Here is a 19,669-nt window from a genome sequence, read left to right as displayed (position 1 = left end):
CAAAATAATGAACGCTCTGGGTTGTGCAGGATAGTGAACGGGGCTGACGTGCCTGACTCACTATATTGACCAGTCGGCCCCAGGTATTCGAATGACCATGGAAGGAGGTGGGCGATGGAGCAATCCCGTGGCGAGGTCCGGTGGCGGACCATGACGGACAACCCCCTGGCGGAGCACGAGAGAAACATGGGGGAGCGGCTTGCACGGATCCGCAGGGAGCTCGGGCTCTCCCAGCGCCGGGTGGCGGAGCTGAGCGGCCTGACCCACGGCGCCATCTGCATGATAGAGCAGAACAAGGTGAGCCCCTCGGTGGCCTCCCTGCAAAAGCTGCTGAGCGTCTACGAGCTGCCGTTGTCGCGCTTCTTCGCCGAAGAGGAGGTGGCGAGCACGCCCAGCGTGGTGATCAAGGCGGAGCAGCTCATCGAGCTCGGCAGCCAGGGGGTCTCCATGAAGCTGGTGCACAACGGCAACAATCGGCGCCAGCTCGGCTTCATGCTGGAGACCTATGCCCCCGGCACCGACACCGGCGGCGTGGTGAAGCATCAGGGGGAAGAAGTGGGCACCGTGCTGGAAGGGTCGGTGCTGCTGACCCTGGCCGGCCAGACCTATGAACTGTGCGCCGGGGACAGCTATGTCATCGACACCGGCGAGCCCCACAGTTTCAGCAATCCCTCGGGGCAGGTCTGCCGCATCGTCAGCGCCCACACCCCGGCCAGCTTTTAATGTGAACAACCCGTTGTGTTGGAAACGAACCGGTAAGGAAACAGGGATCATGACCGAACATGTAAAGAGTTACTACGCAGCCAGTGCCAACAAACACGCGCCCTATCCCACGCTCACCGAGCAGCTGGAGTGCGACGTCTGCGTCATAGGCGCAGGCTACACCGGCCTCTCCAGTGCGCTGCATCTGGTGGAGAAGGGGTACAAGGTGGTGGTGCTGGAGGCGGCCAGGGTCGGCTTTGGCGCCAGCGGCCGCAACGGCGGCCAGATCGTCAACTCCTACAGCCGCGACATCGACACCATCGAAGCGAACTGCCCGCCGGATCAGGCCAGGCTGCTCGGCTCCATGCTGTTTGAGGGGGGCCAGATCATCCGCGAGCGGATCAAACGCTACAACATCCAGTGCGATCTGCAGGAGGGCGGGGTCTTTGCCGCCGAGACCGAGAAGCAGCTTCACGAACTCAAGGCGCAGAAGGCGCGCTGGGAGAAGTGGGGCAACGACCAGCTGGAGCTGCTCGATGCCAAGGGGGTGCGCGAGGTGGTCGCGAGCGATCGCTACGTCGGCGCTCTGCTGGACAAGAGCGGCGGCCATATTCACCCTCTCAATCTGGCGCTGGGGGAGGCGGAAGCCATCCGCATGCAGGGGGGGCTTATCTTCGAGCAGTCCGCCGTGACCAGCATCACCCCAGGTCAACCCGCCCTGGTCAAGACCGCCAAGGGGGCGGTGAAGGCGCGCTTCGTGGTGGTGGCCGGCAACGCCTATCTCGGCAACCTGGTGCCCGAGCTCGCCGGCAAGAGCATGCCCTGCGGCACCCAGGTGATCGCCACCGAGGTGCTGGGGGAGGAGCGGGCCCGTTCACTCTTGCCACAGAACTACTGTCTGGAGGATTGCAACTACCTGCTCGACTACTACCGCACCTCCGGCGATCACCGGCTCATCTATGGCGGCGGCGTGGTCTACGGGGCGCGAGATCCGGCGGATATCGAGCGGCTGATCATCCCCAAGATGCGCAAGACCTTCCCCCAGCTCAAAGACGTCAGGGTGGAGTACACCTGGACCGGCAACTTCCTGCTCACCCTGTCGCGCCTGCCGCAGTTTGGCCGCATCGGTCACAACATCTACTACATGCAGGGCTACAGCGGCCACGGCGTCACCTGTACCCATCTGGCGGGCAAGCTGCTCTCCGAGGTGCTGAGCGGTCAGGCGGAGCGCTTCGATGCGTTCGCCAGGCTGCCGCACTACCCCTTCCCGGGTGGCCGCCTGCTGCGCATCCCCTTCACCGCCGCCGGCGCCGCCTGGTACACCCTGCGCGATCGCCTGGGGGTGTGATGTCACCGATGGCCCGCCAGGCTGGCTGGCGACAACAAGAAGAGGGAGGCGTTATGCCTCCCTCGTTTTTTGTCGTCAACCTGCCCGGGCACGGGGCTAGAAGCGGTAGGGGAAGCGGATCCCGATGGTGTAGTCCGGTGCATCCGTGGTGAGCCCGGCAGACCAGTTGACCGCCATGGAGAGGTTGTCGGTGATGGCCCAGGTCGACCCCATGCCAAAGCTGGCGGCGTTGGCATCGGAGCCAGTGACCTTCTCCATGGCAAAGCCTTCGGACCCCTGTTCGGACTCCATGGTGACGCGCTGGTTGATGTTGAAGGAGAGGCTGAAGCGTTCGTTGAGAGCGAATGCGACCCCCAGGCCATATTCATACCAGTCCCCCAGCTGGATGCTGCCGGGCTGGTTGCCGGGCTGGTAGGATATATCGTCAAAGTCCTGTTTGAGGCTGTGGCCATAGTTGAGGCTGGCAAACAGGATGGCGGGATCCATGGTCTTGACCAGGGAGAAGCCGGTGGAGAGCTGCCAGAGCCCGTTGCCGGTGGCGAGCTCCTTGGGGGTCACCAGGTTGCCCGATTCCGAGGTGTTGATCTCGATGCCGTAAGGATCCTTGCCGGTCGGCGCCTTGGCCCGGAAGTTCCACACCAGATCCGGCCAATCCTCGCTCTCGGCCATGACCCTGTAGTAGATGGCGAGGCTGAGATCCCCCAGACCGCCATCGCTGACGCTCTGCTCCTCGAAGTCGCGGCTGGAGTTCTCCTTGCCGGTGCTCTGGTAGTTGGTGTTGCGGAACATGTAGGGGAGGGCCAGCTCCAGTTGCCAGCGATCGTTGAGGGTGTAGCGGGTGATGACATCCGCCGTCCACTGATCGGAGCGAACCCGATCCAGGTTGATTTCGCCAAGGAAGATGGCGTCCAGGGCGAGGAAGCCGCGCAGGGCGAGATCCTTGCGGTTGTAGTGCTGATAGGAGAGGCCCACATCGACGGTCAGGGCGCGGTCGAACACATTGTGCTGTTCGATCATCAGGTCTTCGGTACTGCGGCCGACCTCCGGCGTGCGCCGTGAGGCGTCCTGCTGGGTGGAGGCGACGGCGGCCCCGGCTCCGACCCCGGCGGTTGCCGTCGTGGCACCGGCGGCCTTGACGGCCTCCAGGCGGGCCTGGAGCTGATGAAGGGCCTGATTTTGCTGGATCAGTTGCTGGCGCAGGAGATCCAGCTGTTGTTGCAGGGCCTCCTCTTCGGCCGTGGCCCCCCAGCAGGCGAAGGGGGCGAGGGCAATCAACAGCATGCGAGACTGTTTCATCGGGATACGTCCTTGTTGTTTATCATCCTTTCTGATGGTTCAGCCCCCGGGCTCACCGGTGCTCAGCGCGAAAACCAGATGCGGGTCTGATTGAGCGTCTGCAAACCGTCCCCTCTGACCTTGTTGAACTGCAGCAGCCCCCGGCTGAAGTCGGTACCACGCAGGCTCTGCTCCAGCAGGACCCGGCCGTCGGAAGAGTGTAGTTGCAAGCCGGCATAATTCCCCGAGACCCGATAAGTGGCGGTGCCAAGATCGCCCTGGTGCTCGTAGCTGCCCGCCTGAACCAGGTGTCCCGTCATGGTCGGAGTGGTCAGTTCAATACCGGTCTGGTTGACCGAGCTGTTGCCGCTCCCCTCCAGTTGAACGACCTGCACCAGCCCGGCCCCCTGCACCTGGGCCTCCTTGGCGGGCGTGGCCGCGGGCTTGACCTCATCCTTGACGCGCACATCCAGCTTGGGTTTGTTTTGCACAATGCTCAGCGCCAGGTTCATGGCCGCCGTCTGCTGGGCCTGGGCCGTGGTCAGTGACGAGATGAACTCGATGCCGAAGTAGCTGATGCCATGGCTGCTGACATAGCGGCCGCGCAGGTGGGCCAGCTCCCCGTCCGCCAGTTCGGGCGCAAAGTGGTCTGACAGATGGGCCAGCGGGTCCGGTGCTGCTAGCAGCGGAGAGGCGATGCCACCCAGGCTGCAGAGGAGGCATAGGGCGGGTCGGGTATTCATGATGACCTCACATTAGCTCTTTGTGCTGAAAACCGAATTCCAGCAGGGATGTTTCATTGACCGGGGCGAAGAGCCCATCCTTGCCTCTGACAGAGAGCGGGGGAGAGGGGTTGGCAAGGGGGGCATCGGGACGATAGCCCGCGCCGATGACGGCGAGGAGGATGCCGTTCCAGCTCTCCTTGAACTCCTTGAACGTGATCACCCGGTTGCCGAGGGCCGGGTCTGCCAGATAGACGCGATCGTGGCGATCGATGGCCCGCAGCACGGCAAAGTGCTGATAGCCGCGAATGTTGAGCAGGACGATGGTGGGCACCCTCACCTGGCGCAGTTTTTCATCGCCCAGTCGATACCCTCTGACCCGCATGCCGAGCATTTGCAGGTACTGCTTCATGTCGAGCATGGAGAAGCCGTAGTGCTTGACCTGCTCCGGGTCTGCCATGGCAAGCATGCCATCCATGACCCAGCGTTCATTGGTTGCATGGCCGTAGGCGTAGCGCAAGATGGTGGCGACGGCGGCGGCCCCGCAACTGAAATCCGTATGTTGGCGCTCGATGTTGGCGTACCGGCGCTCCAGAATGCTCTGTACCGGTTTGTTGAGATCCCCCAGCGCCGGGAGATGCTCCCCCAGTGGCACCGAGCCTGCCCAGACGGCAGGACAGCACAGCAACAGCAACAGCCAGCGCATTCAGACCTCCAGTGTCAGGGAAAAAGGGGGCACTGGGCCCCCTCGCATCGACTTACTTGGCAAACCCTGCGGCCAGCGAGAGATTGTTCGCTTGCAGGTTGTTGGTCCCCGAGGAGACGTTCACCCCGATGTTGCCCACGGCACCGTTGAAGGCGCCGCCATCGATGGTTGCCCGGTTGAAGGTTTCGCGGCTGGTGTAGGTGTTGACCACGGGAATATACCCGACGGCGTACCCACTGAGCTTGATGTCACCCTCTTCCTTGAACTCGAACTTGCCATCATCTTTCGGGTTGTTGTTGCCGTACCTGTCGTTGTCATTGTCGTGGCCATGTCCTTTCTTGACATCATGACCGGTACCGCCCCCCTCGTAATCGCCCCAAGCCTTGAGACCGAGGAACACACCCGCCTTGTCAACTGTCTTGGTTGCACTCAGGCTTTGGTTTTCGGTCATGTTCTTGGAGACGCTCTGGCTGTTGGCCACGGTGGCCACGGCCATGTTGCCGGTGGACACGGACGCTGCCATGTTGTTGGCCTGGACGTTACCCGAGCCCGAGGTCACGTTGACCCCGATGTTGCCTGCGGCATCCTTGAAGGCCCCATCGCCCACACCGGCCTTGTTCTGATGGCCGTGATTGGTCGTCCAGTTGTTGCTGGCGCTCTGGGTGGAGAAGACCTCGGCATCCGACGATCCGCCAGGGGCGCCATGTTGTTGTTGACCACGACCCATGATGAACTCGGCATCGACCTCGTCATAGGCGGCCAGGGAAGCGCTGTTGCCCTGTACGTTGGAGTCACCGGCTGCGACGTTGGCGCCAATGTTACCGGATGCACCCTTGAACGAGCCGTCGATCTTGCTCGTGTTCTCCGTTCTTGTATTGGCGGTGCCTATCATGGAACTGGACTGCTGGTTGTCCACGACGGCCATGCCGAGTTTGTTGACGTTGATGTAGCCGCCGACATTGACCCTGCCTTCGTATTCCACATCGACTTCTGCCTTGACCTTCTTGGTCAAGGTTGCCCCTGTCTCATCTCTGTCACCGCGGTAATCGGCGGATGCAGTGCCCGACACGGCCATGATGACCGCGGCGGCTAATGAGCTATAAATAAGTCCACGCATAATGAGTCTCTCCATTGAACTTTCAGCGGAAGATATGCCCATCGGCTGATACCCCCGGGCCTGGCTTCCTATCCCTGCGGCATCATGGGGATGCCGTTACTGCGCCAGCCAGGGGCAGGGAAACCATGTTGACTGACTGGTTTCCCTGTCCCGTGACCTGGTTCACCTGAATGACCCCCTTGCTGCCCGTGAGGGCGGTGTCATCCAGATAGATGCTGGTAGTGGTGTTGGCGGGGGGCTTTCCCCCTGGGGTCTTCGCGACGCTGGAGCTGAGATTGATGTCGGTCACGACACCCAGGCCGCTGTCATCGAGGGACAGGGCGAAGGCGTTCAGTTGCTGGTTGCCCTCACCCGCCCCCTGATTGATGCCGACCAGTCCCCGGTTCTGGCTCAGGGCCGAGCCCAGGATGGCGACGCTCTGGCTGCCGTTCAGATTGGTGGTGGATTGATTCAGCTGACCAAATTGAATGACGGCCGGACCCGAAATGGCGATGGCGGCAAGATTGCCTTGTTGGTTGTTATTGCCGGCAACCATATTGACGCCCATGGAACCACGAATATTGCTCAATGCCTGAGCACCGAGATCGACCCGGTTTTGTGCCATTGAGGGGGTGGCAAATGCCAGAAAAGGAAATGCTGCCAATGCAATATATATTTTCATGTTCTGTCTCCATATGCCAGGAGGGCTTATTGGAGAGAGCAACGACCATGCCAATTTACAACCATATGATTTTTAGTTGTTTTTTATTTGATATAATTGTTTTTACGTCTCAATATTGAGAGCGACATATTATGTCGTGAAGTAAGCGCTTATTTATCAATGGATTTATTTTTTCTCACGGATAATTTGGCTGTCTCAATATTGTGGTGCCATCAATCTAAAGGCGGGATGGTTTATAGTTATCATCGTCTGGCCATATTAAATGGCGCCATTTGATGATAAAGGGAGTTATCTGGACAAGTCGTCAGACTCCTTCGTGCAGTGGCGATAACAAGGAGTTGTCCCTATGACAGAAACGGCATTGTTGCTCATCAATTCATGTGCCGTACTGGAAAGCCTGCTGGAACAAGGCGAGTGGCAGGTGGAGCAGGCAAGCTCCCTGGTGGTGGCAGAGAAAAAACTGCAGGAAAAGGACTATCCCCTGGTGCTGGTGGTAATCGAGCATCAGCAGCACGAAGCCCTCTACAACCTGATTGCGCAGCACTCCGGCGCCTTGTGGATCGGCCTCATCCAGCGGGACTGTCTCGCCAGCGAAGCCCTTCGCAATTTGCTGGCAGCCTGTTTTCATGATTTTCACACCTTTCCCCTGGACAGAGACAGGCTCTCCCACAGCCTGGGACATGCCCTGGGGATGGCGCGCCTCATCCGGCGACACCGCCCCCGACTGCAACCCCAGCTTCGTTTCATCCAGGGGGAGAGCGCCCCCATCCGCCAGTTGCGCGACCAGATCGTGCGGTTGCAGCATTGCCGCCTGCCCGTACTGGTGACGGGACCGAGCGGCACGGGCAAGGAGCTGGTGGCCCGGGAGCTGCACTACAGCACGTTCGGGGAGGAGAGCCCTTTCGTGGCGGTCAATTGCGGGGCCATGCCCCATCAGCTCATCCAGTCCGAGCTGTTCGGCCACGTCAAGGGGGCCTTCACCGGGGCACAGCACCACAAGATAGGCAAGATAGAGGCCGCCGATGGCGGCACCCTGTTTCTCGACGAGATAGGGGAGTTGCCACTGGAGGATCAGGCAACCCTGCTGCGCTTCTTGCAGGAGCAGTGCATAGAGGCGGTGGGCAGCCACCTGACGCGTCGTGTGGATGTGCGGATCATCGCGGCCACCAATATCGATGTGGAGCAGGCGGTGGCCAGCGGCGGCTTTCGCATGGATCTCTACTACCGGCTCAACGTGGTGCGCCTGCGCACCCCGGCCTTGTGCGAGCGGGCGGAAGACATCCAGCTCCTTGCCGATGACATTCTGGCGGAAGTGCGGGGCGTGCGGGTGCTCAGTTTCACCCGCAAGGCGCGCCAGGCCATGCAGTCCTATGGCTGGCCGGGGAATGTGAGGGAGCTGCGCAACCGGGTTCAGCGGGCGGTGGTCATGTGCAGCGGCCCCTTCATCGAAGCCGATGACATGGAGCTGACCAACATGGACAGCCTGCTGCTCGACGGCTCGCTCAAGGCGGTGCGCGAAGCGGCGGAGCGTCAGGCCTTGCAACGGACGCTGGCCCGCTTCCCCGATCAGCTCGAGGAGGTGGCCCGCACGCTCGATATCTCCCGGGCCACCCTTTATCGCCTGCTGGACAAGCACGATCTGCTGTGAGGGGACGGCAGTATCGCCCCGTCATGCAAAAAGCCCGGGCAGCAGGCCCGGGCTGCTTGTCTGGCCCCGTCGTGGGGACTCGTGACTTCCGATGAGCTTCAGGCCATCTCCATGGCCAGGTGACAGAGTCGCCGCGCAGCCTCCTCCTCGCTCTTGACCACCTGATGCACGCCGCGCACGCGCAGATGATGCACCTCCTCGTGCTGGTGGGCACAGGCGGCGATGCGCATCAGGGCGCCGTATTCCTGCGCCCTGATGGCTATCTCACCGGCCAGCAGGCTGTCATCCAGGGTGATCAGCAGCCAGCTGGCGTTGGGCAGCGCCGCCGTCAGCAGATCCTGCTGGATGGGATGGCCCGCCAGACAGGTGATCCCCATGGCTCGCCAGGGGGCCAGCAGTCGCTCGTCGGTGTCGATCACCACCATCTCCCTGCCTTGTTCATGCAACTGCCGGATGAGGTGCTGACCTATCTCGTCGGCGCCCACTACCACCACATGGCCCTGCAAGGGGCAGAGGTGAGGTGACCAATCGGTGCGTGGATCGGGATGGCGCCTCAGCCAGCGCTCCGCCTGGTTGAAGACCAGCGGATTGAGCACGATGGAGAAACAGGCGCCGACCAGCACCAGATCCCGGGCGACTCCGGGGACCAGCTCGAGCATGACTCCGAGACCCATCAGGATGAAGGAGAACTCCCCCACCTGTGCCAGGCTGGCGGAGATGGTCAGCGCCGTGCGCTGGCTGTGGCCAAAGAGCCGCACGATGGCGAAGGCGGCCACCGATTTGCCGATCACGATGACGAACAGGGTGGCCAGCACGGCCAGGGGCTCGCGCAGCAGGATGACGGGGTCGAACAGCATGCCCACGGAGACGAAGAAGAGCACGGCGAAGGCGTCCTGCAGGGGCAGGGTGTCGTTGGCCGCCTTGTGGCTCAGATGGGAGCTGTTCATCACGACGCCGGCGAAGAAGGCGCCGAGGGCAAAGGAGACGCCAAACAGCTTGACGGCGCCAAAAGCGATGCCAAGGGAACAGGAGAGGACGGCCAGGGTGAACAGCTCGCGGGAGCCGGTGGCGGCGGTGCGGGCCAGCAGCCAGGGGATGAGGCGTCGCCCGCCGATGACCATCAGGGCGATGAAGGCAGCCACCTTGGCCAGGGTCAGGCCGATATCCGCCATCACTTGGGCCGGGGTCAGTGCCTCGCCCCCCTGCTGCAGGTTGGCGAGGATGGGGAGCAGTACCAGGGCCAGCACCATCACCAGATCCTCCACGATGAGCCAGCCGATGGCGATGCGTCCCTCGTTGGTGTCGAGCTGGCCGCGGCTCTCCAGGGCGCGCAGCAGCACCACGGTACTGGCGGTGGAGAGGGCCAGGCCAAACACCAGGCCGGCGGTCACGGTCCAGTCGAGCAGTTGGGAGAGGCCAAGGCCGAGCAGGGTCGCAAGGGTTATCTGGACGATGGCTCCCGGGATGGCGATGTGTTTCACCGACAGCAGGTCTTTCACGGAAAAGTGCAGGCCGACACCAAACATCAGCAGGATGACGCCGATTTCGGCCAGCTCGGGGGCGAGCCGCAGGTCGGCGACATAGCCCGGCGTAAAGGGGCCGCATACCACGCCGGCCGCGAGGTAGCCCACCATGGGGGAGATGCGCAGGCGGCTTGCCAGCATGCCGAAGAGGTAGGCCAGCACGATGCCGCCTACCAGGGTGGTGATAAGGGGGAGTGAGTGGTCCATGTCGTCACCTCGCTAATGGCAGTCAGGGGCTACCAGATCACCCGAAGGTGAAGAGGGCAGCTGTCAATGAGCAGGGGGCGAAAGAGACAGAAGTTGGCCGTATCAAGGGGAATCTTGAGGGCAACAGATGCCGTTTCTATTGAAAAGTAATGCATTTATATGCCATGAGCAACACTGTTCCAGTTTCTGCGTTGGTTTTAATGAAAAGCGTCTTTAATGCATTGCGATTGGGTGAAAAGAGTGTGCAGTTAAAGAAAAATTGGCAGGAATAATCAATCGATGATGATGTCGGGAGGCAAGGGAGAACACCTATGAGCACACGGCATGGAGGAGGCTGGCCTCCTCCATGGTGAACGAGGGTGCTGAAGGGGCATCACTCCCCCCTGGCGACCCCCTCACGTCTGGGGTCTGCGGCCCCCAGCCAGCCGCCGGCATGGCGCTGGACGCCCTGCAGCCCGGAGGTCTGCTCGTTAAGCAGGACCTCGTGCCCTCTGGCCTTGAGCCCCTGAACCACGGCGTCGGGCGTGCGCCCCTGCTCCAGCTCGGTGGGGCCGTTGCGACTGCCGAAATTGGGCAGGTTGATGGCCTGCTGCAGGTCGAGCCCCCAATCCTGGGTGCCGAGCAGCGCCTTGCCCACGTAGTTGATGATGGCCGAGCCTCCCGGGGAGCCCAGGCTCATCTCGAGCTCGCCGCTTGCCTTGTCAAACACCAGCAGGGGAGACATGGAGGAGCGGGGGCGCTTGCCGGGCTCCACCCGGTTGGCCACCGGCAGGCCGGCGGCGTCCACCGAGGTGAAGGAGAAGTCGGTGAGCTGGTTGTTCAGCAGGTAGCCGTTGACCATCAGCCGCGAGCCGAAGCCATCCTCGATGGAGCTGGTCATGGCCACCGCCATGCCGCTCTTGTCCACGATGGAGATGTGGCTGGTGGAGGGCAGCTCCGGGGTGGCGTCCCGGCCCCTGGCCAGCGCCCGTGGCGGGTTGCCGGGCTGGGCGACGCCCATGGAGCGGTTGCCGATAAGGTGCCCCCGCTGCGCCAGATAGCCCTTGTCCAGCAGGCCTGTCACCGGCACGTCGACGACGTCGGCCACATACTGGTTGCGATCGGCGAAGGCGAGGCGTGCCGCCTCGCTGTAGAGGTGAATGGCCTCGCTGGAGGCGGCCAGTTGACCCTGCTCCCCCTGTACCGGTTTGAGGGCGGCCATGTCCCGGCTTTCCAGCATGCCGAAAATCTGGCCGAGGGCCAGGGTGCCGGAGGAGGGGGTCGGGAAGCCGCAGATCTCGCTCTGGCGATAGTCAAAGCAGAGCCCGTCCCGCAGCTTGGCCCGGTAGCTGGCGAGATCGGCGGCGCTCAGCACCCCGGGGTTGGTCGGGTGGGCGTGCACCTTGGCCACCATGGCCTCGGCCAGCGGGCCGCGATAGAAGGCGTCGGGGCCGTCGCTTGCCAGGGTACGCAGCACCCTGGCCAGGGCCGGGTTGGTGAGTCGGGTACCGGCCGTCTTGGGAGTGCCGTCCGCCTGATAGAAGTAGGCACGGGCGTCCGGATCCCCGGCCAGATAGGGATCTTTTGCCAGCAGGGTGGCGAGGCGGGGGCTTATCACGAACCCTTGCTCCGCGAGGGTGATGGCGGGTTCGAACAGCGTGGCCCAGGGCAGCTTGCCATAGCGCTCGTGGGCCAGGGCCAGGGCACGCACCGTGCCGGGGGCGCCGACGGAGCGCCCGCCCACCACCCCCTCATAGAAGGCCATGGGTTTGCCCTCCTTCATGAAGAGCTGATCGGTGGCAGCGGCTGGGGCTGTTTCCCGGCCATCCACCGCCGCCACCTGCTTGCCGTCCCACACCAGCATGAGGGAGCCGCCGCCGATGCCCGAGGATTGAGGCTCCACCAGGGTCAATACCAGCTGGACGGCGATGGCTGCATCGACGGCGCTGCCCCCCGCCTTGATGATCTGGTAGCCCGCATCCACCGCCAGCGGGTTGGCCGCCGCCACCATGAAGTCACGGCCTTGCCAGCCCGGTTTGTCAATCCAGCCGCTGGCCGCTTCCGGGGCGATCAGGGTCTGGGGAGGAGGGACATAGTGAAAGCCGTCCTGGGAGGCGCAGCCGCCAAGCAGGCCGAGGGCGACCAGCAGGCCGAGGGGTTTGAGGGACATGACAGGCTCCTTGTCGGTTTCTTGTTCACCTGCCGAAATGTGTCACACTTGGAGCTTGATTAAAAGTTTGTCTTAATACTCATATGGTTACAAAACTATCAAGGAGGCGCTCATGACACACCGGGGGACTCTGGCGAAACCTTGCATGGCGGGGCTGCTCTGCCTGTTGCTGACGGCCTGCGGGGAGCCGACCTTCAGACCGCTGGCCCAGGGGGAGACCCTGCTCGCCTTCGGGGACAGTCTGACCGAGGGGCGCGGGGTGAGCCCGTCCCAAAGCTACCCCAGCGTGCTGGCGAACCTGAGCGGCCATCCCGTGGTCAATGGCGGGGTGTCCGGAGAGCTGAGCCAGGCCGGTAGGGCCCGCCTGCCCGGGTTGCTGGCCCGGCACAGACCCGCTCTGGTCATCCTGCTGGAGGGGGGCAACGACATCCTGCGTGGCAGCGGGGAGGCGGCCCTCAAGGCCAATCTCGCCGCCATGATAGAGGCGGTGCAGGGGAGCGGGGCCCAGATCCTGCTTGTCGGGGTGCCCCGAAAATCCCTGTTTGCCGATGGCGCTCCCCTCTACGAGGAGCTGGCAGAGCAGTACGGGCTGGTGCTGGACAACGACAGCATCGGCGAGTTGCTGCGAGACCCGGCCCTGAAGTCCGATACGGTGCATTTCAATGCCGAGGGTTACCGCACCCTGGCGCAGCGACTTCATCGACTGTTGCAGGAAAGGGGGGCACTCTAGCGAGGTGTCATGCTGCCGGGGCAGTTCGCCATGCTGCTAAAGCCTATGGGGTCAGGAGATTGCGCGGCGGGAGGGCGACGGCGCTACTCCAGAGGCGTCCAGCCCGTGGCGACAATGCCCGAAGACATGAAAAAACCGCCGTGAAGGCGGTTTTTTGCAATCAGGCTGAGCCAATTTGCTTAGATGGACTGCTCTTCACCACCCAGGGCGGCAAACAGGGCCGGGATGAACTGGGAGAGCTCGGCGGTGACCAGGGCGAAGTCGGCGTCCAGGCGGGCGGCGGGATCTTCACTGGTGACGTCGTCGTTCTGCTCGCGCAGCTCTTCGCTGAACTTGAGGCGCTTGATGGAGAGATCGTCCCCCAGCACGAAGCTCAGGGTTTCGCCCCAGTTGAGGGCCAGCTTGGTCACCAGCTTGTCGTTGGCCAGGTGGTTCTTGATCTCCTCGCTCATCAGATCCTGCTGCTTGCAGCGGATGATGCCGCCGTGCTCCATGGCGCTGCGCAGCTCGGCTTCGTCCTCCAGGGTGAAGGCGGCGGGCAGGTTGCCCTCGTTGAGCCACTCGGTCATGGTGATCTCGGGCGGGTTCTTGAGGGCCACCGGCACTACCGGCAGGGAGCCGATGGATTTGCGCAAGAGCGCCAGCAGATCGTCCGCTTTCTTGGCGGAGCCTGCATCCACCACCATCAGGTTGTCGGCAGGGTTTATCCAGGCGAAGGTCTGGCTGGTGCGGCTGAAGGCGCGAGGCAGCAGGGTGTGCATGATCTCCTCTTTCAGCGCCTCCTTCTCTTTCTTCTTGAGGGCGCGACCCTGCTCGAATTCAATGGCCTCTACCTTCTCCGCCAGCATCTCCTTGACCACGGTGCCGGGCAGCATTTTCTCTTCCTTGCGAGCGCACAGCAGGATGTGGCCAGAGGCGGCGTGGGTCAGGGTGGAGCCGAATTTGCCAAGGGGCTTGACCCACCCGAACCGGGAGATGTCCTGGCTGCCGCACGGGGTGAAGGCGCAGGCTTCCAGCTGGGTTTCCAGCTGCTCAACGGTCAGGTCGAAGGGGCGGGTAAAGCGGTAAATCTGCAGGTTTTTAAACCACATGGCGTCCTCGGTCTCTAGATTGTCCGGCGGGCATTGTACTAGAGAGGCGCTTTGTGATCAGCCAATCATTCTCGCTAAATAAAGGGCGATCGACCTCACAGGGCCCCATCTTGATCCCCCGGGAGCGGGCCCAACTCCCCTAGACTGCGAGTGTTCACATTGCTGACAAGGAGGCGACCATGTTGAGACAGAGTCGGCCGGAAGACATGGAAGAGATCGTCGAAATCTGGCTCCTGGCCTCCCTGCAGGCCCACGATTTCGTCGATGCCTCCTGCTGGTGGCAGGCTCAGGAGGAGCTGCGTACCCGCTACCTCGATCACGCCCGCATCTGGGTGTTCGAGGAGCGAGGGGATCTGCTCGGCTTCATGGCGCTGGTGGATGATTACCTGGCTGCACTTTTCGTGCGCCCCGATAGGCAGGGGCGGGGGGTGGGGCACGCCCTGTTGCAGGAAGCCAGATCCAGATGTGCCGAGCTGCATACCCGGGTCTTCGTGGAGAACGAGCCAGCGGTGCGTTTCTACCGCCGCCACGGCTTTGAAATCGGGGGGGAGGTGCCCGATCCCCTCACCGGCCATCTTCAGTACCAGATGCATTACCAAGCCGTCTGAATCTGACGTCTGGGGCTGCCCCGGTTGAAAACGGGGGGCACCATCCTCATCTTGTCTCCATCCCGGGGCGCCCTCGCCCCCGCTCTCTTCTTCTTATCGAGCCGTTTTCCATGAAGATCCTGCACACCGCCGACTGGCACCTCGGTCATCAGCTTCACGGCCACGACCGCCGCTTCGAACACGACGCCTTCCTCGATTGGCTGGCCGACACCATCAAGACCCGCGACATCGACGCCTTGCTGGTGGCGGGCGATCTGTTCGATACCGCCAACCCTCCCGCCAGCGCCTGGCAGCAGCTCTACCGCTTTCTGGCGCGGCTGCGCGCCGAGCACCCGGCACTGGATATGGTGCTCATCGGCGGCAACCACGATTCTCCTTCCAAGCTGGATGCCCCCCACGAGCTGCTGCGCGCCTTCGACCTGCATCTGGTGGGCAGCATCAGCCGGGACGACGAAGGGCGTCTCGAGACCGAGCGCCTGCTGGTGCCGCTGCGAGGCAAGGATGGCGAAGTGGCCGCCTGGTGCGCCGCCGTGCCGTTTCTGCGCAGCAGCGATCTGCGCCCCGACGGGCTCAACGAGGAGCAGGACAGACTCATCGAAGGGGTACGCCAGGTCTATGAGGCTGTGCTGAGCGAGGGGCGTGCGCGCTGCCATCCGGATCAGGCCCTCATCGCCATGGGCCACGCCTATCTGGCGGCGGGTCAGCTCTCCGAGCTATCCGAGCGGCGGGTGCTCGGCGGCAACCAGCATGCTCTGCCTGCCGAGCTGTTTGCCGCCGCCGACTACACGGCGCTGGGTCACCTGCACCTGGCCCAGAGCCCGGCCGAGGGGGTGCACTACAGCGGCTCGCCGCTGCCGCTCTCGCTGGCCGAGGCGAACTACAACCATCAGGTGCTGGAGGTGACGTTTGAGGGGGGCAAGCTGGCCCGCTTTGAGCGGATCCCGGTGCCCCGCGCGGTGGAGATGATCCGGCTGCCCCAGAGCGGCCTCGACGAGGCGCTCCGGGCCATCGAGGCGCTGGCGCTGCCCGCTTGCCCGCAGCAGGCCCAGCCCTTCCTCGAGGTGCGGCTGCTGCTGCCCAAACCCGAGGCCCGCATCCGCGAGCGCGTGCTGGCCGCCATCGGTGACAAGCCGGTGCGCCTTGCCCGCATCACGACCAGTTATCAAGGCTCGGGCCAGGGGCTGGCGGATGGTGCCGGCCAGCGCCGGCTCGATGAGCTCTCCCCCACCGAGGTGTTTCGCCTCTGCTATCAGCGTCAGTTCGACGGGGAGCCGGAGGCCGAGCTGGTGGCGTCGTTTGAAGAGATCCTGGAGCAGGTGAAGGAGTCCAGCCAATGAAAATCTTGACCCCATCCGATGAGAATCTGGTCAGAGCCAACCTGTCAGCGCAGCAAGCGGCACGGATGAAGGAGTGCAACGCATGAAAATCTTGTCGCTGTCAGGGGAGAATCTGGCCAGCCTGACCGGTCAATTCACCATCGATTTTGCCGGTGGCGCCCTGGGGGCCGCCGGCCTGTTTGCCATCACCGGCAATACCGGCGCAGGCAAGAGCACCCTGCTCGATGCCATCTGTCTGGCGCTATACGACGAGATGCCGCGCTTTATCGCCAATCGCAAGAACGTCGCCGAAGTGGGTCGCATGGATGACGAGGAGAAGCTCAAGGCCAACGATGTGCGCGGCATCCTCAGCCGCGGCCACGCCAGCGGTTTTGCCGAGGTGCAGTTTCGCGGCTGTGACGGCCGCATCTGGCTGGCCCGCTGGGCGGTGCGCCGGGCCCGCAACCGCGCCGAGGGGCGCTTTCAGGCCCAGGAGCGCAGCCTGACCGACGTGGCGTCGGGCCAGGTGTTCAGTGGCAGCAAGAGGGAGCTGCAGGATCGCATCGACGAGCTGGTGGGGCTCTCCTGGGAGCAGTTTCGCCGCGCCGTCATCCTGCCCCAGGGGGAGTTTGCCGCCTTCCTCAAGTCGAGCGCCGACGAGCGTTCGGCCCTGCTCGAACGGATGACCGGCACCGAGCTCTACTCCGCTATTTCGGTCCAGACCCATGAGCGGGCGCGGGAGGAGCAGCAGAAACTGGCTGCCATCCGCCAGCGGCTCGGTGACGTGGCGCTGATGGACGAGGCGACCCGCGAGCAGTGGGTGAGCCAGCAGGTCAGCCTCGCCACCAGCCTCAAGCACGAGCAGCAGCAACAGCAGCTGATGCAGGACTTGCGCGATCTCAACGGCCGCATCGCCGCCCAGTTGCAGGCCTGTCAGGAGGGGGAAGCGGCCCTTGCCGCAGCCGAGGCGGCCCACGGTGCGGCCGCCCCCGAGCGGGAGGAGTTCGCCCGCGCCGAGCAGGCCCAGGTGGCCCGCGCGGATCACGACGAACTGGCTCGCCTCACCCTGGAGGTGCAGCAGCAGGAGAAGGCGCTGGCCGAGCTTGGCCCTGAACTTGGCAAGCTGGAGGAGCAGACCCAGCAGAGCGCCCTCACCGAACAGCAACTGCTGGCGGAGAAGATCGCCGCCGAGCGCGAGTGGGGCGCCCTGCAGCCTGAACTCAAACGGGCGCAGGAGCTCGACACCCGCATTCGGGAAAAGCAGCAGCAACTGCAGAAGATCCAGCAGGAGGGGGCGCAGGAGCGGGAGGTGCAGCTCACCCTGGAGCAGGGCTGGCGCCAGCAGCGCCAGCAGGTGGAACAGCTCCAGGCCCAGCACCTGCAGTGGGGCGCCTGGCTTGAGGAGCACAAGGAGCTGGCGCCGGTGGCCCGCCAGTGGCAGCCCCTGCTCACCGCCATGCAGGATTGGGCCGAGGATGCCGACAGGCTGCAGCAGCTGCTCACCCTGCGTGAGCACAAGCTGCGCGCCCTCAGGCAACTGCAACACCAGCTGGAGCAGGGGCAGCAGGAGCGCGACTACTGGCAGCGCGAGCAGACCCGGTTGCAGCAACAGCAGCACGAATTGCAGGAGCAGCAGTGGGAGGGGCGTCTCGCCAAGGCGCAGGAGCAGTGGCAAGGGCAGACCGAGCAGCTGGGCCAGTTGCGCCAGCTGCTGGAGCTGGCCGACTATGGCCGCAATCACGGCGAGCAGCATGGTCGCCTGCAGCAGGAGATCGCCCAGCTGGAGCAGGCGCTCGGCAAGCTGGCCATCCTCGGCGACGAGCTGGCGCCGGCTCGTGAGCGGCTCGCCCTGCAACGGGACGAGGCACGCCACGCGCTGGAGCAGTCCCGCGCCATCGCCAGTTTCGAGCAGCATCGCCACATCCTGCGCGACGGTGAACCTTGCCCGCTCTGCGGCGCCGAGGAGCACCCCTATCGCCAGAGCCAGCCACAGGTGGCGGGCATCCTCGGGCAGCTGGCGGAGCGCGTCCGCAGCCTGGAGCTCGAGTGGGAGCGGCTCAATCACCAATACATTCAGTGCGAGAGCGAGTGCCAGGAGCTGACCCGCCAGCTGGCGGTACGCCAGCAACATCTGCCTGAGCTAGAGACGCGCGCCGAGCAGCTGACCCAGCGCTGGCAGCAGCTCGGCGGTGCCGAGCTGCTGGGCCATCCGTTGCCGCTACGCCAGAGCCCGAGCGAGTGGAACGAATTGATGAGTACCCTGCTTGGTCGTGGCCAGAGTCTGGAGCAGGGGCTGGCTAGGAGCCAGCAGCAGCTGCGTGAGGCCCAGCTCGGTCAGCAGCAGTTGCAGGCCGTGCGCCAGCAGCTGAGCCAGCTGGCCAGCCAGCACCAGCAGTTCGAGCAGCAGTGGCAGGAGGCCGACCGCCAGCGCATCGCCCTGGAAGGGGAGGTGAAGGCGATGGGCGAGCAGGAAACGACCCTGCGCCAGCGCCTTGAGCAGGGGGGCAGCCGGCTCGATGAGCAGATGGGGGGCCAGCCCTGGCGTCAGTGGCTGGGCAGCCAGCAGTGGCGCGAGTGGCAGCGGGCCTGCGAGGCCTGGCTGCACGGCCAGAGCGAGTGGGAGCGGCTGACCGGCGAGATTGCCAGCCTCACCCCGGCCCTGAGCGCTCAGGAGGCGCGTCTGCAGACCCAGCGTGAGCTGCTGCACAAGCTCGAGCGCGACTACAAGGAGCATGAACAGCAACGGCAGGGGCTGGTTACCAGCCGTGCCACCTGTCTGGGGGGCGAGGAGATTGCCCTGGTCGAAAGCCGCTGGCAGCAGCGGCTGCAACAACTGGCGAGCGAGCTGGAGACGATGCAGGGGGCGGCCCGCGCCCTGCGCGAGCGCCAGACCGAGCTCAAGACCCGTCTCAGCCATCTGGAGCAGGAGAAGCAGGTGAGCAGCCGGCGGCGGCGGGAGGTGCTGGGGCGCTGGGCTGCCCACGCCAGCAGCCTCGGCATCGCCGAATATGACCTGCGCCGCCTGCTGGCCATGAGCCCGGATGAGCTCAAGGGGCGCCGCGCCGCCTTGCAGGCGCTGGAAGATGCCCGCGCCGAGGCGCGTACCCGCTTGACCGAGCGGCAGCGGGCGCTGGCGCTGGAGGAGAGCAAGCGAGATCGTTACCGCGAGCATCACCCCGAGCTGGCCGCGTTGGCGCCACAGGAGCTCGCCAGCCGGCTGACGGCGCTGGAGGCGCACTGCCGCACTCTCGACGAGCAGCTGTTCCAGTGCAAGAGCACGCTGGCCCAGGCCGAGGCGGCGGCCCTCAAGGCGGGCACCTTGCAGGAGGAGCTGGCTGCCCAGCAGGCGGTGGCGGATCATTGGCAGCGGCTCTCCGATCTCATTGGTTCGGCCAGCGGCGCCAAGCTGCGTACCTTCGCCCAGAGCCTGACCCTGGAGCGGTTGCTGCTGGAGGCCAACGCCCAGCTTGCCGAGCTCTCCCCTCGCTATCGACTGGAGCGGGTGCCCGGCACCGATCTGGCGCTGCAGGTGGTGGATCTCGACATGGGGGACGAGGTGCGCTCGGTGGACTCCCTCTCCGGCGGCGAGAGCTTCCTGGTGTCGCTGGCGCTGGCGCTGGCCCTATCCAGCCTGTCGTCGCGCCAGACCCAGGTCGAATCGCTGTTCATCGATGAGGGCTTCGGTACGCTCGATCCCGACAGCCTAGATCTGGCGCTCTCATGCCTCGATTCCCTGCAGGCGGCCGGTCGCCAGATTGGGGTCATCTCCCACGTGCAGACCCTGGTGGAGCGGATCGGCGTGCAGGTGAGGGTGGAGGCCCTCGGCGGCGGCGAAAGCCGGGTGGTGTTGCCCGGCTGACGACGTG

General features: G+C 64.2%; 15 protein-coding genes. 7 read left to right on the top strand and 8 right to left on the bottom strand.

Features of this window, described 5'->3' with window-relative positions; translation table 11 throughout:
• The first annotated feature begins 114 nt into the window (after window positions 1–114).
• Together puuR and AB5Y93_RS17955 are read left to right on the top strand one after the other, a co-directional pair.
• A complete protein-coding gene (puuR, locus tag AB5Y93_RS17960; protein ID WP_029314011.1) occupies window positions 115–723 on the top strand; it encodes an HTH-type transcriptional regulator PuuR in 609 nt (202 codons plus the stop codon).
• Between the two features lie 49 nt (window positions 724–772).
• Window positions 773–2,050 (top strand): FAD-binding oxidoreductase, encoded by a 1,278-nt coding sequence (locus tag AB5Y93_RS17955; protein ID WP_239053903.1) that lies wholly within the window; start codon window positions 773–775, stop codon window positions 2,048–2,050.
• A gap of 96 nt (window positions 2,051–2,146) precedes the next feature.
• Here the strand turns inward: AB5Y93_RS17955 and AB5Y93_RS17950 are convergent, their stop codons facing one another.
• From AB5Y93_RS17950 to AB5Y93_RS17930, 5 genes are all read right to left on the bottom strand, one after another.
• The gene (locus AB5Y93_RS17950) at window positions 2,147–3,346 is read right to left on the bottom strand and encodes a transporter (RefSeq protein WP_041213311.1); all 1,200 of its coding nucleotides are present in this window, start codon (window positions 3,344–3,346) and stop codon (window positions 2,147–2,149) included.
• Window positions 3,347–3,408: 62 nt separating this feature from the next.
• Entirely contained in the window at window positions 3,409–4,068 is a 660-nt protein-coding gene (locus AB5Y93_RS17945) for a hypothetical protein (protein ID WP_010673556.1), read from the bottom strand.
• Window positions 4,069–4,075: 7 nt separating this feature from the next.
• Window positions 4,076–4,753 carry a C39 family peptidase gene (locus AB5Y93_RS17940; protein ID WP_039039335.1) on the bottom strand — a complete coding sequence of 226 codons (678 nt, stop codon included), beginning with the start codon at window positions 4,751–4,753 and terminating at the stop codon, window positions 4,076–4,078.
• Between the two features lie 52 nt (window positions 4,754–4,805).
• The gene (locus AB5Y93_RS17935; RefSeq protein WP_010673558.1) at window positions 4,806–5,765 is read right to left on the bottom strand and encodes a hypothetical protein; all 960 of its coding nucleotides are present in this window, start codon (window positions 5,763–5,765) and stop codon (window positions 4,806–4,808) included.
• Between the two features lie 187 nt (window positions 5,766–5,952).
• Entirely contained in the window at window positions 5,953–6,531 is a 579-nt protein-coding gene (locus AB5Y93_RS17930; protein ID WP_223924172.1) for a hypothetical protein, read from the bottom strand.
• 346 nt (window positions 6,532–6,877) lie between these two features.
• Here AB5Y93_RS17930 and AB5Y93_RS17925 point away from each other — a divergent pair, with 346 nt between their 5' ends.
• A complete protein-coding gene (locus tag AB5Y93_RS17925; protein WP_368229985.1) occupies window positions 6,878–8,179 on the top strand; it encodes a sigma 54-interacting transcriptional regulator in 1,302 nt (433 codons plus the stop codon).
• 98 nt (window positions 8,180–8,277) lie between these two features.
• On the opposite strand, the gene ybaL is transcribed toward AB5Y93_RS17925, so the two are convergent.
• Together ybaL and AB5Y93_RS17915 are read right to left on the bottom strand one after the other, a co-directional pair.
• The gene (gene ybaL / locus AB5Y93_RS17920) at window positions 8,278–9,909 is read right to left on the bottom strand and encodes a YbaL family putative K(+) efflux transporter (RefSeq protein ID WP_368229984.1); all 1,632 of its coding nucleotides are present in this window, start codon (window positions 9,907–9,909) and stop codon (window positions 8,278–8,280) included.
• Window positions 9,910–10,282: 373 nt separating this feature from the next.
• On the bottom strand, window positions 10,283–12,058 hold the full coding sequence (locus tag AB5Y93_RS17915) for a gamma-glutamyltransferase family protein (protein WP_368229983.1): 1,776 nt from the start codon (window positions 12,056–12,058) through the stop codon (window positions 10,283–10,285).
• A 112-nt stretch (window positions 12,059–12,170) separates the two neighbouring features.
• Here AB5Y93_RS17915 and AB5Y93_RS17910 point away from each other — a divergent pair, with 112 nt between their 5' ends.
• On the top strand, window positions 12,171–12,788 hold the full coding sequence (locus AB5Y93_RS17910) for an arylesterase (RefSeq protein ID WP_103244482.1): 618 nt from the start codon (window positions 12,171–12,173) through the stop codon (window positions 12,786–12,788).
• Between the two features lie 179 nt (window positions 12,789–12,967).
• On the opposite strand, the gene rdgC is transcribed toward AB5Y93_RS17910, so the two are convergent.
• Window positions 12,968–13,879, bottom strand: a complete 912-nt coding sequence (gene rdgC, locus AB5Y93_RS17905; RefSeq protein WP_010673564.1) for a recombination-associated protein RdgC — start codon at window positions 13,877–13,879, stop codon at window positions 12,968–12,970.
• A gap of 179 nt (window positions 13,880–14,058) precedes the next feature.
• Here rdgC and AB5Y93_RS17900 point away from each other — a divergent pair, with 179 nt between their 5' ends.
• The 3 genes from AB5Y93_RS17900 to AB5Y93_RS17890 all read left to right on the top strand — a co-directional run bounded on the left by AB5Y93_RS17900 (window position 14,059) and on the right by AB5Y93_RS17890 (window position 19,662).
• Window positions 14,059–14,487 (top strand): GNAT family N-acetyltransferase, encoded by a 429-nt coding sequence (locus AB5Y93_RS17900; RefSeq protein ID WP_010673565.1) that lies wholly within the window; start codon window positions 14,059–14,061, stop codon window positions 14,485–14,487.
• Window positions 14,488–14,597: 110 nt separating this feature from the next.
• A complete protein-coding gene (locus AB5Y93_RS17895; RefSeq protein ID WP_368229982.1) occupies window positions 14,598–15,824 on the top strand; it encodes an exonuclease SbcCD subunit D C-terminal domain-containing protein in 1,227 nt (408 codons plus the stop codon).
• An 82-nt stretch (window positions 15,825–15,906) separates the two neighbouring features.
• On the top strand, window positions 15,907–19,662 hold the full coding sequence (locus AB5Y93_RS17890; RefSeq protein WP_368229981.1) for an AAA family ATPase: 3,756 nt from the start codon (window positions 15,907–15,909) through the stop codon (window positions 19,660–19,662).
• Window positions 19,663–19,669 lie beyond the last annotated feature (7 nt).

The organism is Aeromonas sp. R10-1 (assembly GCF_040908465.1).
Lineage (GTDB): Bacteria > Pseudomonadota > Gammaproteobacteria > Enterobacterales > Aeromonadaceae > Aeromonas > Aeromonas caviae.
Note: the sequence above shows the minus strand (reverse complement) of the source record. Positions and strands in the feature narration are given on the sequence as shown.

Coding starts and splice junctions, on each gene's coding strand:
- puuR (WP_029314011.1), top strand. CDS start 115: ATGGAGCAATCCCGTGGCGAGGTCCGGTGGCGGACCATGACGGACAAC.
- AB5Y93_RS17955 (WP_239053903.1), top strand. CDS start 773: ATGACCGAACATGTAAAGAGTTACTACGCAGCCAGTGCCAACAAACAC.
- AB5Y93_RS17950 (WP_041213311.1), bottom strand. CDS start 3,346: ATGAAACAGTCTCGCATGCTGTTGATTGCCCTCGCCCCCTTCGCCTGC.
- AB5Y93_RS17945 (WP_010673556.1), bottom strand. CDS start 4,068: ATGAATACCCGACCCGCCCTATGCCTCCTCTGCAGCCTGGGTGGCATC.
- AB5Y93_RS17940 (WP_039039335.1), bottom strand. CDS start 4,753: ATGCGCTGGCTGTTGCTGTTGCTGTGCTGTCCTGCCGTCTGGGCAGGC.
- AB5Y93_RS17930 (WP_223924172.1), bottom strand. CDS start 6,531: ATGAAAATATATATTGCATTGGCAGCATTTCCTTTTCTGGCATTTGCC.
- AB5Y93_RS17925 (WP_368229985.1), top strand. CDS start 6,878: ATGACAGAAACGGCATTGTTGCTCATCAATTCATGTGCCGTACTGGAA.
- ybaL (WP_368229984.1), bottom strand. CDS start 9,909: ATGGACCACTCACTCCCCCTTATCACCACCCTGGTAGGCGGCATCGTG.
- AB5Y93_RS17915 (WP_368229983.1), bottom strand. CDS start 12,058: ATGTCCCTCAAACCCCTCGGCCTGCTGGTCGCCCTCGGCCTGCTTGGC.
- AB5Y93_RS17910 (WP_103244482.1), top strand. CDS start 12,171: ATGACACACCGGGGGACTCTGGCGAAACCTTGCATGGCGGGGCTGCTC.
- rdgC (WP_010673564.1), bottom strand. CDS start 13,879: ATGTGGTTTAAAAACCTGCAGATTTACCGCTTTACCCGCCCCTTCGAC.
- AB5Y93_RS17900 (WP_010673565.1), top strand. CDS start 14,059: ATGTTGAGACAGAGTCGGCCGGAAGACATGGAAGAGATCGTCGAAATC.
- AB5Y93_RS17895 (WP_368229982.1), top strand. CDS start 14,598: ATGAAGATCCTGCACACCGCCGACTGGCACCTCGGTCATCAGCTTCAC.
- AB5Y93_RS17890 (WP_368229981.1), top strand. CDS start 15,907: ATGAAAATCTTGTCGCTGTCAGGGGAGAATCTGGCCAGCCTGACCGGT.